The organism is Apilactobacillus timberlakei, from assembly GCF_002993965.1.
In the GTDB taxonomy this organism is placed as follows: domain Bacteria; phylum Bacillota; class Bacilli; order Lactobacillales; family Lactobacillaceae; genus Apilactobacillus; species Apilactobacillus timberlakei.
Genome location: NZ_POST01000001.1, coordinates 203610 through 219336, shown reverse-complemented (window position 1 = coordinate 219336; position 15727 = coordinate 203610). Strand labels below are relative to the sequence as shown.

Below are 15727 nucleotides of genomic sequence, written 5' to 3'. Positions count from 1 at the left end.
TTTTTTAATTATATTATTGGGCATTGTTAAATAAAACGTTTTATCATTCTTTTAAAAATGTTTATTCATTGTTAAACTAGTTATTGTTATTAAATTTTAGAAATTAAGTTAATTATTTTACAAGATATAAAATAATTATTAAGGAGAACTTATTGTGAGTGTTTTAAATACAACTGAAATTATGGATCTAATTCCTAACAGATTTCCAATTTTATACATTGATAAAGTTGATGAATTAGTTCCTGGTGAAAAAATTGTTGCTACTAAAAACGTAACAATTAATGAAAATTATTTCCAAGGTCATTTTCCTGGTAATCCAGTTATGCCTGGTGTTTTAATTATTGAATCAATGGCACAAGTTGCATCAATTTTGATTCTAAAGAGTGAAAAATACAAAGACAAAACTGCTTACTTAGGTGAAATTAAGAAAGCTAAATTTAGAAAAATTGTTCGTCCCGGTGATGTTATTCGCTTTGAAGTTACTATGGGTAAACAAAAGAGCAATATGGGAATGGTTGACTGTACTGCATATGTTGGCGACAAAAAGGCTTGCCAAGCAGAATTAACTTTCATCGTTCCAAATGAAAAGCGTAAATAGGAGGGAATTCTTATGCAACATCGTGTAGTTATTACTGGTATTGGTGCTGTAAGTCCAATGGGTAATGATGCAAAAAGTTTCTTAGACAGCGTTTTTGCATCCAAAACTGGAATTGCACCAATCACTCATTTTGATTCATCCAACACTGGTGTAACTTTAGCTGCTGAAGTTAAAGATTTTGATCCATTGCAACGTTTAGACAAAAAAGTATCCAAACGTATGGATGACTTTTCACGCTACGCTGTATATTCAGCAATGGAAGCCATGGAACAAGCTGGTTTGAAAAAGGGTGAATATGATCCTAAAGAACTGGGTGTTATCTATGGTTCAGGAATTGGTGGTTTAACCACTATTCAACAACAAGCTATTAAGATGAGTAAAAAGGGACCAGGTCGTGTTTCACCATTCTTTGTTCCTAATTCAATCATTAATATGGCTGCTGGTAACATTTCTATTAATTTAGATGCCAGAAACACTAGTCAAGCTATTGTTACTGCTTGTGCTTCTGGTACTAATGCTATCGGTGATGCATTTGAACGTATCCAATATGGWAAGGCTAAGATGATGATTACTGGTGGTTCTGAAGCATCAGTTAACGAACTTGGTATTTCAGGTTTCGCTGCATTATCTGCATTATCTACTGCTGAAAATGTAGAAGACGGTTCAATGCCATTTGATAAAGATAGAAACGGTTTCGTTATGGGTGAAGGTGCTGGTACTTTAGTATTAGAAGATTTAGAACATGCTAAAGCTCGTGGCGCTAATATTTTAGGTGAAATTGTTGGTTATGGTACCAATAGTGATGCTTATCATTTAACTGCTCCTAGACCTGACGGTTCAGGTGCTATGGATGCAATGAAATTAGCGCTTGAAGATGCTGGAATTTCAACTAAAGACGTTGATTACGTAAATGCTCACGGTACAAGTACTCATGCTAATGATTCTGCTGAATCTAAAGCTATTTCATCTGTATTCTCTGATAACGATCACATCAAGGTAAGTAGTACTAAGGGAATGACTGGTCATGCCCTAGGTGCTGCTGGTTCACTTGAAGCTGTTATTATGGTTGGTGCACTACAACGTCAACAAATGCCAGTTAATGTTGGTCTAAAGAATAAAGATCCTGAAGTTGAAGTTGACTTAGTAAATGAAGACAACAAGAAAGCTCCAGTTAATTACGAAATTAGTAATTCATTTGGTTTTGGTGGTCATAATGCAGTGCTTGCATTTAAGAAATATGAAGATGACTAAAACCAATTAAAATAAAAAACTCCTATTAATTTAGGAGTTTTTTATTTTGTTTTAAGTTTCTGATATATAATGACATTAGAATTTAAACTTATTTATTAGGAGATATAAAATGGCAATTTTGGTACCTGGTGGAGCTGGATATATTGGCTCGCATACAGTTGATAGATTAATTGAAAATAATTTCGATGTGGTGGTTGTTGATAATTTGGCAACTGGACATAGATCAAGTGTTAATAAAAAAGCTCGCTTTTATAATGGTGATATTCGCGAGAAAGAATTTTTAAATGATGTTTTTGAAAAAGAATCCATTGATGGAGTAATTCATTTTGCTGCTAATTCAATTGTGCCAGAATCAATGGAAAAACCAATGAAATATTTTGATAACAATGTTTATGGCATGATTAATTTACTTGAAGTTATGAACCAACATAACGTTAAAAATATTGTCTTTTCATCAACAGCGGCAGTTTATGGAGAACCTGAACAAATTCCAATTAAAGAAATCGATGCTAAGGAACCTACTAATCCCTATGGAGAAAGTAAATTAATGATGGAAAAGATGATGCATTGGGCTGATGTTGCTCATGATATTAAATTTACTGCATTACGTTACTTTAATGTCGGTGGTGCCAAAATGGATGGATCAATTGGCGAAGATCATCATCCAGAAACACATTTAATTCCAATTATTTTGCAAGTAGCACAAGGAGTAAGAAGTAAATTACAAATCTTTGGGAATGATTATCCTACCAAGGATGGAACTAATGTCCGCGATTATGTGCATGTTTTAGACTTAGCAGATGCACATATTTTAGCAATGCAACGTCTATTAAATGGTGGCGATTCACAAGTATTTAATCTTGGATCATCTACTGGATTTTCTAATCGCCAGATACTTGAAACTGCCCGTACTGTTACCGGTAAAGAAATTCCTGCTGAAGATGCACCCAGAAGAGCAGGTGATCCTAGTACATTAGTTGCTGATTCAACTAAAGCTAGGGATGTTTTGGGATGGACACCTAAACATGATAATGTTAAAGACATCATTGCTAGTGCATGGAAATGGGAACAAACTCATCCCAATGGTTATGAAAATTAAGATTTGATTATAATGCATTCAAGATGATTGCAATAAGAAAAAATTACCTTTATCATATTATTGGATGATTAATAGGGAGGTTGAATTTTATGAACAGATTAGAAGGACTCGAAGAAACAACAACCCTAAATAATGGTGTTAAAATGCCACGTTTAGGACTTGGTGTTTGGAAAACAGATAATACAAGTGCTAAAGAATCAGTTAAAGAAGGTATCATTAAAGGGTACCACTTAATTGATACTGCAAAACAATATGGTAATGAAGCTGGTGTTGGTGAAGGAATCAAAGAAGGCCTTGCTGCTACTGGTATGAATCGTAAAGATTTATTTATTACTACTAAGTTATTTAATGGTGACCAAGGTTACCAAAGTACTTTAGATGCTGTAAATGGTACTCTAGAACGTTTAGATTTAACTTACATTGATTTATACTTAATCCACTGGCCTGTAGATGGTAAGTATATTGATACTTGGCGTGCAATGGAAAAGTTATATCATGATGGTAAGGTAAGAGCAATTGGTGTTTCTAACTTTGATAATGAAAGATTACAAAACTTGTTAGACAATACTAATATTGTTCCTGCTGTTAACCAAATGGAATTTAACCCAATTAACCAAGAAAAGGGAATTGTTGAGTTCAACAACCATGCAGGTATTCAACTTGAAGCCTGGTCTCCACTTGGTGGTGGTGAAGCACTATCAAATCCTGAAATTAAGAAAATTGCCGATAAATACAGTAAGTCTGTTGCTCAAGTAATTATTCGTTGGGATTGGCAAAAAGGAATTGTGACAATTCCTAAGTCATCACATGAAAAGAGAATTATTCAAAACTCAGACATCTTTGATTTCAAATTATCTGACGATGATATTAAGACGATTGATGCTATTGATAAGGCAAAACGTAGTTTATGGTATGACGACTTTGGCTGGCATAATCCAGAAGGACAAGTTGTTGATGCTGTTGATAAGTGGGATGACTCTCCTAAAAACTACAAAGACTAATATATAGCTTTGATAAAAGTGTTGTAATTTGTGTTACAACACTTTTATTTTTGCTTTATAATTATAAATGTATTTAAATTTAGAGTTAGGAGTTTACATATTGGATAATAATAAAACTAGAAATCACCTTTTAGGATCTATTTTGGCGATTATTGGAGCTTTATTATGGGGAATTCAAGGCCCAGTGTCACAATTTTTATTTCAAGATAATCATTTATCACCTGAATGGTTAATGGGAATTAAGATGGGCATTTCAGGAATCTTTATTTTAATGTTTTCCAAATTTTATCGAAAAGAACATCTAATGCAATTATGGAAAAAGCCTAAAAATATATTCGTATTTATTATGTATGCTGTTTTTGGATTAGCTGCTGTGCAGTATTTATATTTAGTAACGGTAAATTTAAGTAATGCTGGAACCGCTACAATCTTACAAAGTTTAGGTACTGTATTAATTGTCATCTTTACTGCTATTTTTTACCATAAATTACCTAACAAATTTGAATTTATTGCCGTCATTGTAGCCTTAGTTGGAACTTGGTTATTAGTGACAAGAGGTAATTTAACACAACTATCGATATCTACACCAGCCTTAACGACTGGATTATTATTAGCTTTAGCCGGTGCCATCCAAACGATGTTACCAGTTAATTTATTAAAAAAATTCAGTTCTTTAATGGTTGTCGGGTGGGCAATGTTAGTAGGAGGAATACTATTTACCATTATTCATCCATTCTGGGTAGAAGTACCTAAATTTACTTTAGGTACAATTCTTGGAGTTTTATTTATTGTATTTTTTGGTACCATGGCGTCATTTCTTTGTTTCATTAATAGTCTAAAATTTATTTCACCTACAGTTGCAGGAATGTTAGATACTTTTGAACCATTATCTGCTACTTTAGGAGCAATTATATTTTTAAATACATCATTTAATGGGTACGAAGTTATTGGTGGAATATTAATATTAAGTACGGTATTTATATTAGCATTAGGTTCTAAAAAATAATGAACACCGTGTTGACTTATTGTGTATTTTTATTATAATTGTCTTTGTATTATAAATTTATCCTAAGTTAGGAGGTGTGATTGTTTGAGGCGAGATAAACGTACTGTTCATACTAAATCTGTAATTATACATGCATTAGTTAAATTAATTAATGATAAAGGGTTTAATAATATTAATGTGACTGATTTAACTAGAGAAGCTAGAATTGGTAGAGGAACTTTTTATATTCATTATTTAGATAAATTTGATTTGCTTAATAAAATTGAGGATAAATTACTTAGTGATATTAAAGATGTTTTAAATAATTTAATGCCAGAAGAATTAAAAAGTTTCACTCAATCAGATGAAAGTATTAGTACTCCATCTGATATTGTTATTAAGACTTTAAATTATTTTTATGACAATTCAAAATTATTATCGGCTCTATTAAGTGAAAATGGTGATCCTTACTTGTTTGGTCGAATAAAAAGAATATTTAGTGATGTAACAGATGATTCTTTTGCACAATTTGATGGAAAAGTTACACTTACTGATGAAATTCCAAAAGATTATGTTAAAGAAATTATGTTAAATCACTTAATGAACATTGTAGTTTATTGGATTAGCAAGGATAATCCAGAAAGTCCTAATAATTTAGCTAAAATTATTATTGCTTCACAATATATTGCACCGAATGATTTAATCAAAGTCAATAAGAAATAGGAGGTAGAGTAATGCCTAAATTTGTTAAAAAGTATACGGGTAGTCTAATTGCTTGGATTGTTGTAGTAATCTTAAGTATTGTTTTCCTACCTAATATGTCTTCTTTAGTTGCTCAAAAAGGGCAAACTAAAATTCCATCAAATTCCCAAAGTCAAGTGGCTCAAAAGATTCAAGAAAAATGGGGACATGGAATTGGTAATACCATGGATACAGTAATTGTATTCAATAATGGAAGCAAGAAGATTGATAATAATTCACAACAAAAAATTAATTATACAATTAATAAGTTGCGTGATAATAAAAAGAACTATGGGATTAAAGGAATTACTGCACCATATGATAATGATGCAACTAAAGAACAATTAATCTCTAAAGATAAAACTACTGAACTTGTTCAACTAAATGTTACTAAAGATCGTTCTATTCAGAGTGTAAACGATCAGTTGAAAGATGTTGTTAAAACTGGTGGCATAAATACATATGTAACTGGTGGAGATATTCTAAATGATGATTTTAGAGTATCTACTGAGCAAGGAATTCAAAAAACTGAAGTAATTGCTGCAATCTTTATTTTGATTGTACTAATTATTGTATTTAGATCACCTATAGTTCCATTAGTTTCATTATTAACAGTAGGAGTTTCATTCATTGTTTCTCTAAGCATTGTAATGAACTTAGTTCAATATTATGGATTTCCACTATCTAACTTTACTAGAGTATTTATGGTAGTGGTTCTATTTGGAATTGGTACTGACTACAATATACTCCTATATAATCAATTCAAAGAAGAATTGAGCCGTGGGAAGGATAAAGTTACTGCTGCTATTGACGCTAGAAAAATTGCTGGTAAAACAATCCTTTATTCTGGTTCATCGGTATTGATTGGATTTGCTGTATTAGCATTAGCTAAATTCTCCATTTATCAATCTGCTGTTGGAGTTGCTGTTGGTGTAGCTGTACTATTATTAGTTCTAACTACATTGAATCCATTCTTTATGTCTGTGATGGGTAAAGGCATGTTCTGGCCATCTAAGAATTTTGATGGCGAAGGTGAAAATAAATTTTGGAGATTCTTATCAAGCAAATCAGTAAAATGGTCAATTCCAGCTATTATCTTAGTATTAATTGCTACTGTTCCATTTATGGCTTCATACCACAATAAATTAAACTATGATAACAGTGTTGAATTGCATGACAACGTTCCTGCTAAAAAAGGATTCCAAGTTGTACAAAAGCACTTTTCTAAGGGAACTGCAGAACCTTCAACTATTTATATTAAAGCTAACAAACGTTTAGATAATGAAAAATCATTAAATGAATTGGATCGCTTAACTACTCAATTGAGTAAACAAGAAGGCATTAAAACTGTTGCTTCAGTAACTCAACCAAGTGGGATGCCAATTGAACAATTATATGTTAATGATCAATTAGATACATTAACTGGTAAAATGAAGACTGCTAGATCAGGATTAAATACTATTCAAAAAGGTACTACAAATTCTAACTTTGATACAACACCATTAAGTGATATTGGTAGTTCAGTACAAAGTATTGCTAGTTCTTTGAATACAATTAATGCTTCATCTGGTCAAAATAGTAGTATGTCTGGGCAACAAGTATTGCAATCATTACAACAAAAAATGACTGCCGCTAAGCAACCACTTAGTGCTCAACAAATGCAAATTGTGGGAGCTACATTACAAGGAATTAATTCTCAACAACAAAATGTAATGGCTGGATTAAAGAGCCAATTACAAGGTATTGCTACTAATACACAAAGCATTGGTAATAATACTAAGTCTGTTGTGGCTCAATTGAAGGAAACTCAACAAAAACTAGCTAAAGCTGCTCAAGGAATTAATAAGGTTAATAAGGGGATTGGTTCTGCCAATGATTACTTGAAGACTTTATCTAATTCCAAAGCTTCAGATTCCTTTAATATTCCAGAAAATATATTGAAGAGTGATACATTCAAAAACTCTGTAAAATCTTACTTATCACAAGATAAGAAAACTGCTAAGATTACTGTTGTTTTAGATAAAGATCCAAGTTCTGAAGCAGCAATGAATGAAATTGATAAGTTACAAACAAAGGTTCAAAATAATTTGAGTGGTACTGATTTGGCACACACAACTGTGGCAATTGGTGGACAAACTGCTTCAACTTCTGATACTAGACATATTGCTAGTTCAGACTTTATTAGAACCGCTGTTATCATGGTAGTTGGAATTATGATTGCTTTAATGATTATTACTAGATCAATTCTTCAACCATTCTATATTCTTGGTACACTATTAATTGCTTATGTAACTTCTCTAAGTATTACTAAGTTAATTAGTTCATCATTATTAGGGCAAAATATGCTAACCTGGAACACTCCATTCTTTACATTTGTTATGTTAATTGCTTTGGGTGTTGACTACAGTATTTTCTTAATGATGAAGTATAGAGAATTTGGTGACGTTGATGATACTGCATCTAAGCAAATTATTCATGCATCTGCTGTAATTGGAACTGTTGTAATTTCAGCTGCAATTATTTTAGGTGGGACATTTGCTGCATTAATGCCTTCAGGTGTATTAACATTAATTCAAGTTGCAATTGGTGTTATTGTTGGATTGATTATCTTAGTTATTATCATTCCAATGTTACTACCAAGTTTAATTAAGCTAACTTATGACAACAATTCAAAAAAGCATGAAGCTAAACATTCAAAATAGTTTTATGTAAATAAAAATCGCTAAACTGATATTTATCAGCTTAGCGATTTTTTTATTATAATGAGTAATAACGTTTTAATGCATTTTGTTCATGACTCGATAAATCATTTGCATTTCTATGGTGTTTTGGATTCATTATGTCACTTTTTATATATTGATTTGAATCATCATCATTGAATCCAAGACAATGACCTAATTCATGAGCAGCTACATCAACTTTTTCGGTTTGTTTTAATTTATTAAAGCCATGGTTTAATTTTACTTTAGTATCATGGTAGTAACATATGTTATTACCATTTTTGGTTTTAGTTATTGGAGTTCTTGAAGAAAAGGTGGATGCTATAACTTTATGATTACTTAAGTTACTCTCACCATATAGTTTAATTGGATGAATATTAGGATCTTTATTATCCTTTGCAGGCTTAAATTTGATTATATTTAATTTGTTCCATTTATTAATTGCTTTTTTAAATATCTTTTTTAAATGGTTATTACATTTAAACTGATAATACACTTGTCCATCATGACTTTTTTGTACGATTGGAGCTTTGTTATTATCGTTAGTACTATTCCCATATACGATCCAAGGAGCCTCTTTATTATTGTGAATGATTTCTTGCGGCTTATTGAAGCCAGTTAAGATGATTATCGGTAAAAGTATCAATGCATAGATAAATCTTTTTTTTATCATTTTACCTCCTATTGGTACATTCGATTATCGAAACACAATAATTTTATCATATTATGGTTACAATTGTGAATGTTGTAATTAATTTTAATCTTTTTCTTTTATTATTAAATAGTTATATAATTGAATTGCAATCAAAATTTAAGAGGGTAATTAAAAATGGATAATGTACCATATGATAATTCTAAAAGTGTTATTAATAAGCCTTTAGATATTTTATTAAAATCAATTTGTTCTTTAATTGGAATAATGTTAATTTCCGTTGGAGCTACATTTCTATTAGAAGGACATATTGGGATGGATCCTTTTACTGCAATGAATACCGGAATATCTAATAAGCTAGGTATTTCTTTAGGGGTGCTCCAGTTAATTGTTAACTTCGTATTATTTATTTTTGTATTAATTTTTGATAGAAAACAAATTGGAATTGGCACGATATTTAATATGTTTTTAGTTGGATATGAAATTGATTACTTTTCAGGATTGTATCAACATTTATTTCAAGGTAATTTGAATATTCCAATGATGATTATTGATGCAATTATCGGGATTTCACTTTTTACTCTGGGAACTTCGCTTTACATGTCTACTAAATTAGGAGTGTCTCCATATGATGCAATTGCTCCCATTATATCTGATAAAATTCATGTTAAATATCAAATTGTTAGAAGTGCCCAAGATATAATTATAATGATAATTGCTGTACTATTTGCAGGACMATTTGGAATTATGACCTTATTTACAGCATTTTTTGCGGGATCTTTAATTAATTTTTGGAACAATACTATTAGTCGTGGAATTATGATTCATATTGATCATTTTAGTGAAAAGCCAAGCTTCCATAATGTGTCTGGTGGATTATTGGAATTAGGTAAAAATAGTTACAATATTGTATTACATGCCTATCAAAATACTTACATTATGCAAAAAAACATGTCGGGATATTCCGAAGCAGAGATTGAAGAACTAATTAATCGAACCAATGATAATATTAGAAAAAATGAACAAGTTTCTATCATTTTGCAAAAGAGGTTAGATTCATTGAAGGATGAGTTAAAAGAAAGAAAAAATAAAACCAATAATAAATAGTTCTTGCATTTTAATAAGATATTAGTTAAAATAACTATAATAAATAAACGAATATTAGGAGGTTTAAATCATGACGATTGTTTATAGAATTGAGACTATAAAACGAGATAATAATAATTTCTTCTTTAACATTACTAGCTGTTAAGTATAGTACGCAGAAGAAATTATTTTGTTATGATTCAAACTTCGAGCACTAGAAAAATAGCTGGTAACAGTTATTCTTTCTAGTGCTTTTTTAATCGCACTGGTTAAGAATAACCGGTGCGTTTTTTATTTGTTTATTAGGATGGGGGGAATTCTATGAGTTTACTTTCAAAGGTGAATCGTAAGACATCATTATCTAAGTTCATTGATCGAGATGAGAATCTAAAAAGAACTATTGATACAAAAGATTTAATAATGATGGGAATCGGAGCAGTTATTGGTACTGGTATTTTTATTTTACCAGGTACAGTTGCTGCCACTACAGCTGGTCCAGGAATTATACTTTCTTTTGTTTTAGCAACAATTGTATGTTCACTTTGTGCGATGTGTTATGCAGAATTTTCTTCAGCATTACCAATTGCTGGAAGTGCTTACTCGTTTGGGAATGTTATTTTTGGTGAACTAACCGGCTGGGTAATAGGCTGGGGATTAATTCTTGAATATATGTTGTCAGTTGCCACGGTTTCTTCTGGTTGGTCAGCATACCTACAGTCATTTTTGCGCAGTTTTGGGATTGTCATACCCAAAGCAATTTCTGCAAACTATAATCCAAGTAAAGGTACATATGTTGATATAATTGCTATTTTAATTGTTGTATTTATTTCATGGATTTTGACTAATAATGTTAAGTCATCTACAAAGCTAAATGACATTATGGTATTAGTAAAGATTGCTATCATTATTATCTTCGTGGTTGCAGGAATTTTCTTTGTTAAGCCAGGTAATTGGAATCCATTTTTACCATTTGGAGTTCATGGTATCTTCAAAGGTGCATCGCTAGTGTTTTTTGCTTATTTAGGCTTTGATGTGATTGCATCTTCAGCTGGAGAAGTTAAAAAACCTGAGAGAACAATGCCAATCGGAATTATTGGTACATTATTAATTTGTACAGTGCTATATATTTTGGTATCAATTGTTTTAACAGGAATTGTTCCTTACACAGCTTTAAATGTGTCTGATCCAGTTACTTATGCCTTACAAGTAATTCATTTAGATAAATTAAGTGTTTTAATATCTTTAGGTGCACTAGCTGGAATGTTTACTATGATGATTAATATGATTTATAGTAGTTCTCGCCTAATATACTCTATTGGTAGAGATGGATTATTACCACAAAAATTAAGTAAAATTAATAAGAAAAATAATGTTCCTAAGCGTAGTATCATATTCGTTACTATTATTATTGCTTTTATGGGTGGATTGGTTTCATTAGACAAGTTAGCTAGTTTAGTTAATATAGGAACACTAATAGCATTTACTTTCATGTCAATTGGGATCATTCCACTTAGGAAAAGAAAAGATATTAATAATTCTAATGGATTTAAAGTGCCATTTTATCCAATTTTGCCAATTATATCTGCTTTAGCATGTATCTATTTGTTAACTCAATTATCATTAGAAACATGGTTAACAGCAATTGTATGGTTTATAATTGGTTTAGTAATTTACTTTGGATATGGTATTAAACATAGTCGTACTAATAACGAAAAATAAATTATAAATATAATTTTAGGAGTTTTGAAAATGGAAAAACGACATAAAACATCGGAAAATGTTGTGAAAGGTATTTTTTGGTCATCGATGGCTTCAACTCTTTGGGGAATTTCGGGTGTAATTACTCAATTTGTTTCGCAATCAGAAAATGTACCAACAAACTGGTTTATTTCAGTTAGAACTTTATTTGCTGGTATTTTATTATTAATTATTGGTGCATCATTTGTTGGGAAACATATTTTTGATGTATTTAAGTCAAAAGAATCAATTATTAGATTGTTTATATATGCTATTTTTGGTTTAGCTGTTAATATGTCAACATTCTATGTAAGTATTCAAACTGGTAACGCTTCTACTGCAACCATATTGCAGTATTTGGCCCCTGTATTTATCGTTTTGTATGGATTGATTTTCTTGCATAAAAAGCCACTTAAAGTTGATATTATTTCTTTTTTGTTTGCTTTAGTTGGTGTTTTCTTGATTATTACTAAAGGAAGTTTTAGTGAATTATCAGTACCAATGATTTCTATAATCTTTGGATTATTCTCAGCTGTTTCAGCTGCAATCTATTATTCAGTTCCTAAACCTTTAACACAAGATAATTCACCATTTGTTGTTTTAGGATGGGGAACATTGATTGCTGGAATTGGTTTTAATCTTTATCATCCATTTTGGACTGATGCACCTAAATTAAATACTGGGATTGTTCTAGGAATTGGTGGAATAATTTTAATTGGTACTATTTTTGCATTTTCATCTGTTTTATACAGTCTAAAATTTGCTCCATCTGAAGTTTCAAGCATTGTAGATGCTGTTGAACCGGTTGTTACAATTATTTTAAGTATTATTGTATTTAAGCAAATTCCAAGTTTCTTTGAAGCATTAGGTGCAGTTATCATTATTGTATCTATTTACTTCTTACAAAGATCACATCAAAAACGTGCTAAAAAGGCACCTGATATTAGATAATGAAAAAAGCCATTTAAATAATGGCTTTTTTTTAATGGTTTATTTAATATAAATATGATAATGTATTTAATGTACGATTTATTTTATAAAAATAGTAATAACACATTTTATACATATATTTATTGAGGTGTAATTATGAATAATGAAAAAGGTGTTTTAGAAACTAACGTTTTAAAGGGAATCTTTTGGGCATTTATTGCTTCTGCTCTTTGGGGAGTTTCTGGAACTGTACTTCAATTTGTTTCGCAACAAGAAAAATTAGAAGCAAATTGGTTTTTATCTACTAGAACTATGATTGCTGGAATAATATTATTAGTCATTTCTGCAATTGTCTACAAGGGACATATATTTAATGTATTTGGTTCTTGGAAGTCGTTTTTATGTATTGTTGCTTATGGAGTTTTTGGAATCGGTGCTAATTTATATACATTCTTTATGAGTGTTCAAACTGGTAATGCAGATGCTTCAACTATTTTACAATACTTATCACCACTATTTATTTTATTAGGTTCGATGATTTTTCAAAAAAGGAAACCTTTGCCCATTGATGTGGTAGTTTTCGTAATTGCGATTTCCGGAATTATTTTATCTTTAACACAAGGTGATTTTAGTAAGTTGTCTATTTCAATGGAATCATTAATTTGGGGAATCCTATCAGGAGTTACTGCTGCTTTATATGTAGTTTTACCTCGCCCAATTGTTAAAACTAGTTCACCAATGGTTATTCTAGGTTGGGGAACATTAATTGCTGGAATTATTTTTAATATTAGACAACCTTTGTGGGTTGATGCTCCTCATTTAACTACTGGAATTGTTTTAGGTGTTGGTGCAATAATATTGCTTGGTACAATTTTACCTTTCATAATCTTATTGCATTCATTAAATTTTGCACCTTCAGAAGTGGTTAGTTTGGTTGATGCTACTCAACCAGTAGTTACATTTATTTTAAGCATTATTTTCTTTAATACAGGAATTAATCTAATTAAAATTATTGGTGCTTTATTAGTTATTTTAGCAATATTTGTTCTACAAAATTCACATCGTAAATTAACTATTGATAAACATAGCGAAGAATAATTGATTTTAAGTTGTATCTGAAACTTTTCGGGTACAACTTTTTTTATGTTATATTATTAATATGTTGTTTTTTTAATTTTAAAGATTGAGGAAGTTATAGTGTATGCAAAAAGCAATAAAAAAACTATGGCCTTATTTATTGATATCACTAGTTGCAATTTTAATTCTACTTCCACAAATTGTGACTGGTTCATATATCTTAGGTGTGGATTCAATTTTTCACATGAATCGTTTTTATGAAGCAGCAATGCAGATAAAAACAGGTCATTTTAGTTATTTCTTATCTATTTATGGATACCAACAATCGGGTAGAATCATTAATGCACTATATGGTCCACTAGCTGCTTACTTTAATGGGTTACTTTTAATAATTGCTGGTAATTGGGTAAGATTTCAAATTTTATCATCATTGTCAGTGATGATTATTGGTGGATCATTAATGTACCATTTGGCGATAAGAACAAGAATTAGTAAAATTTATTCGTTAGTTGTAGCAATTGTTTATATGCTATCTTATATCGTGATGGGATGGGTAGTTGGTAATCAGTTTACGGGATTAGCGGCTGCCTTATTACCTTGGTTATTAAATGCTGGTTTTGATATGGTTGACTATAAAAAAATCAATGTTTTACGTTTAGCAATACCGATGACTTTTATTTTACAAACGCATATCATGACTAGTTTGATTGGAGCACTTGCACTGATACCATTCTTTATCATTGGCTATTTAGAAACTGATAATCGAAGAAAAATGTTACTTAATGCAATTTATTCAGTTTTAATTACACTCTGTTTAACTGCAAACGTGTGGTATGGGATGATTCAAATTGATTTCACAAATCATGCATTACCGGTTGCACCTCAATTAGATATGAATTCTGATTCAATTGCATTTTTTGGTCATAATGTATTTGTCCTACCATCAATTTATTCTTTAATATTGATTTTAACTACTATTTATTTTTTATATAATTGGAAGAAAATTTCTACATATCGTCGTATTATTTTTGTTACAGGAATTTTGTTTTTTTGGATTTCATCGACATTTTTCCCATGGCAATTTTTGGATAATAGATTTCCAAGTATTTCCTATCTAATTCAGATGCCTCGTCGATTTACAGTAATTACATTTGTTCTTTTGATTATTTGTTTTGGGGTTATGATTAACGATTCATTTAAAAATAAATGGCTTAATTATGTAAAATATTTAGGGACATTTGTAATCGTTGTTTTAATAGCATTGAATGCTGCAAAATCTGTCCAAAATGGTGTTAAAGCTTATTTTTCACCTGAGGTAGTACAAAACGACTATAATTTAAATTATCATACTTATGATACTGACAAGGTTAGAAGAAGCTTATCTGATGAAGATACGGGAAAAGTATTGAAATATTTAACTAAAAGTACTCCAGATTACTTACCGGTTCAATATAAAGTAACTCCTTTTAACTACTTTAATTATCACCCATATGGTAGTTATACTGAACAAATTATTGATGATTCTGGAAATGTTAAAAAGCATGTTAATAAAGCTGGACATTTAATTTTAACTTGGCATAGTAATAATAATGATAAAATACAATTACCTATTGTAAAATATAAAGATAGTAACATTATTTTAAATGGTAAACATATTAGTAATGTATCATTAACTAATATTGGTAGTGTAATTGTTCATTCTAAAGTAGGGGAGAATCAGCTAGAACTTTATTACCATGGATCTAAACTGTTGATTATGATGCTTTGGGTTACAGTTATTAGTTGGATTATACTAATTTCATATACTATGTATAAATATTTATATAAACTAAAAAAGGCGCTATAAAAGC

Annotated in this window: 13 protein-coding genes; 12 read left to right on the top strand and 1 reads right to left on the bottom strand. The window is 30.5% G+C overall.

Translation table 11 applies throughout. The annotated features are described in order from the left end of the window. Window positions 1-154: 154 nt before the first annotated feature. From fabZ to C7N71_RS01120, 7 genes are all read left to right on the top strand, one after another. On the top strand, window positions 155-598 hold the full coding sequence (fabZ, locus tag C7N71_RS01150) for a 3-hydroxyacyl-ACP dehydratase FabZ (protein WP_105956512.1): 444 nt from the start codon (window positions 155-157) through the stop codon (window positions 596-598). Window positions 599-610: 12 nt separating this feature from the next. Continuing rightward, window positions 611-1849, top strand: a complete 1239-nt coding sequence (fabF, locus tag C7N71_RS01145) for a beta-ketoacyl-ACP synthase II (RefSeq protein WP_105963899.1) — start codon at window positions 611-613, stop codon at window positions 1847-1849. A gap of 109 nt (window positions 1850-1958) precedes the next feature. Next, the gene (gene galE / locus C7N71_RS01140) at window positions 1959-2948 is read left to right on the top strand and encodes a UDP-glucose 4-epimerase GalE (protein ID WP_105987353.1); all 990 of its coding nucleotides are present in this window, start codon (window positions 1959-1961) and stop codon (window positions 2946-2948) included. Window positions 2949-3037: 89 nt separating this feature from the next. Further along, window positions 3038-3949: an aldo/keto reductase gene (locus C7N71_RS01135; RefSeq protein WP_105987352.1), complete on the top strand. Its 912-nt coding sequence runs from the start codon at window positions 3038-3040 to the stop codon at window positions 3947-3949. A 100-nt stretch (window positions 3950-4049) separates the two neighbouring features. Beyond that, window positions 4050-4955: a DMT family transporter gene (locus C7N71_RS01130; RefSeq protein WP_225361853.1), complete on the top strand. Its 906-nt coding sequence runs from the start codon at window positions 4050-4052 to the stop codon at window positions 4953-4955. 84 nt (window positions 4956-5039) lie between these two features. Beyond that, window positions 5040-5657, top strand: coding sequence for a TetR/AcrR family transcriptional regulator (locus C7N71_RS01125; protein ID WP_105987350.1), 618 nt, complete (start codon window positions 5040-5042; stop codon window positions 5655-5657). 11 nt (window positions 5658-5668) lie between these two features. Beyond that, a complete protein-coding gene (locus C7N71_RS01120; protein WP_105987349.1) occupies window positions 5669-8377 on the top strand; it encodes an MMPL family transporter in 2709 nt (902 codons plus the stop codon). Window positions 8378-8432: 55 nt separating this feature from the next. Here the strand turns inward: C7N71_RS01120 and C7N71_RS01115 are convergent, their stop codons facing one another. Beyond that, entirely contained in the window at window positions 8433-9068 is a 636-nt protein-coding gene (locus C7N71_RS01115) for a matrixin family metalloprotease (protein WP_105987348.1), read from the bottom strand. Between the two features lie 156 nt (window positions 9069-9224). Here C7N71_RS01115 and C7N71_RS01110 point away from each other — a divergent pair, with 156 nt between their 5' ends. The 5 genes from C7N71_RS01110 to C7N71_RS01090 all read left to right on the top strand — a co-directional run bounded on the left by C7N71_RS01110 (window position 9225) and on the right by C7N71_RS01090 (window position 15723). Continuing rightward, the gene (locus tag C7N71_RS01110) at window positions 9225-10154 is read left to right on the top strand and encodes a YczE/YyaS/YitT family protein (protein WP_105987347.1); all 930 of its coding nucleotides are present in this window, start codon (window positions 9225-9227) and stop codon (window positions 10152-10154) included. 300 nt (window positions 10155-10454) lie between these two features. Further along, on the top strand, window positions 10455-11852 hold the full coding sequence (locus C7N71_RS01105) for an APC family permease (RefSeq protein WP_105987346.1): 1398 nt from the start codon (window positions 10455-10457) through the stop codon (window positions 11850-11852). Between the two features lie 30 nt (window positions 11853-11882). Next, window positions 11883-12821, top strand: a complete 939-nt coding sequence (locus C7N71_RS01100; RefSeq protein ID WP_105987345.1) for a DMT family transporter — start codon at window positions 11883-11885, stop codon at window positions 12819-12821. Window positions 12822-12956: 135 nt separating this feature from the next. Further along, window positions 12957-13898: a DMT family transporter gene (locus C7N71_RS01095; protein WP_105987344.1), complete on the top strand. Its 942-nt coding sequence runs from the start codon at window positions 12957-12959 to the stop codon at window positions 13896-13898. 103 nt (window positions 13899-14001) lie between these two features. Further along, on the top strand, window positions 14002-15723 hold the full coding sequence (locus tag C7N71_RS01090) for a hypothetical protein (RefSeq protein ID WP_105987343.1): 1722 nt from the start codon (window positions 14002-14004) through the stop codon (window positions 15721-15723). The last annotated feature ends 4 nt before the right edge of the window (window positions 15724-15727 follow it).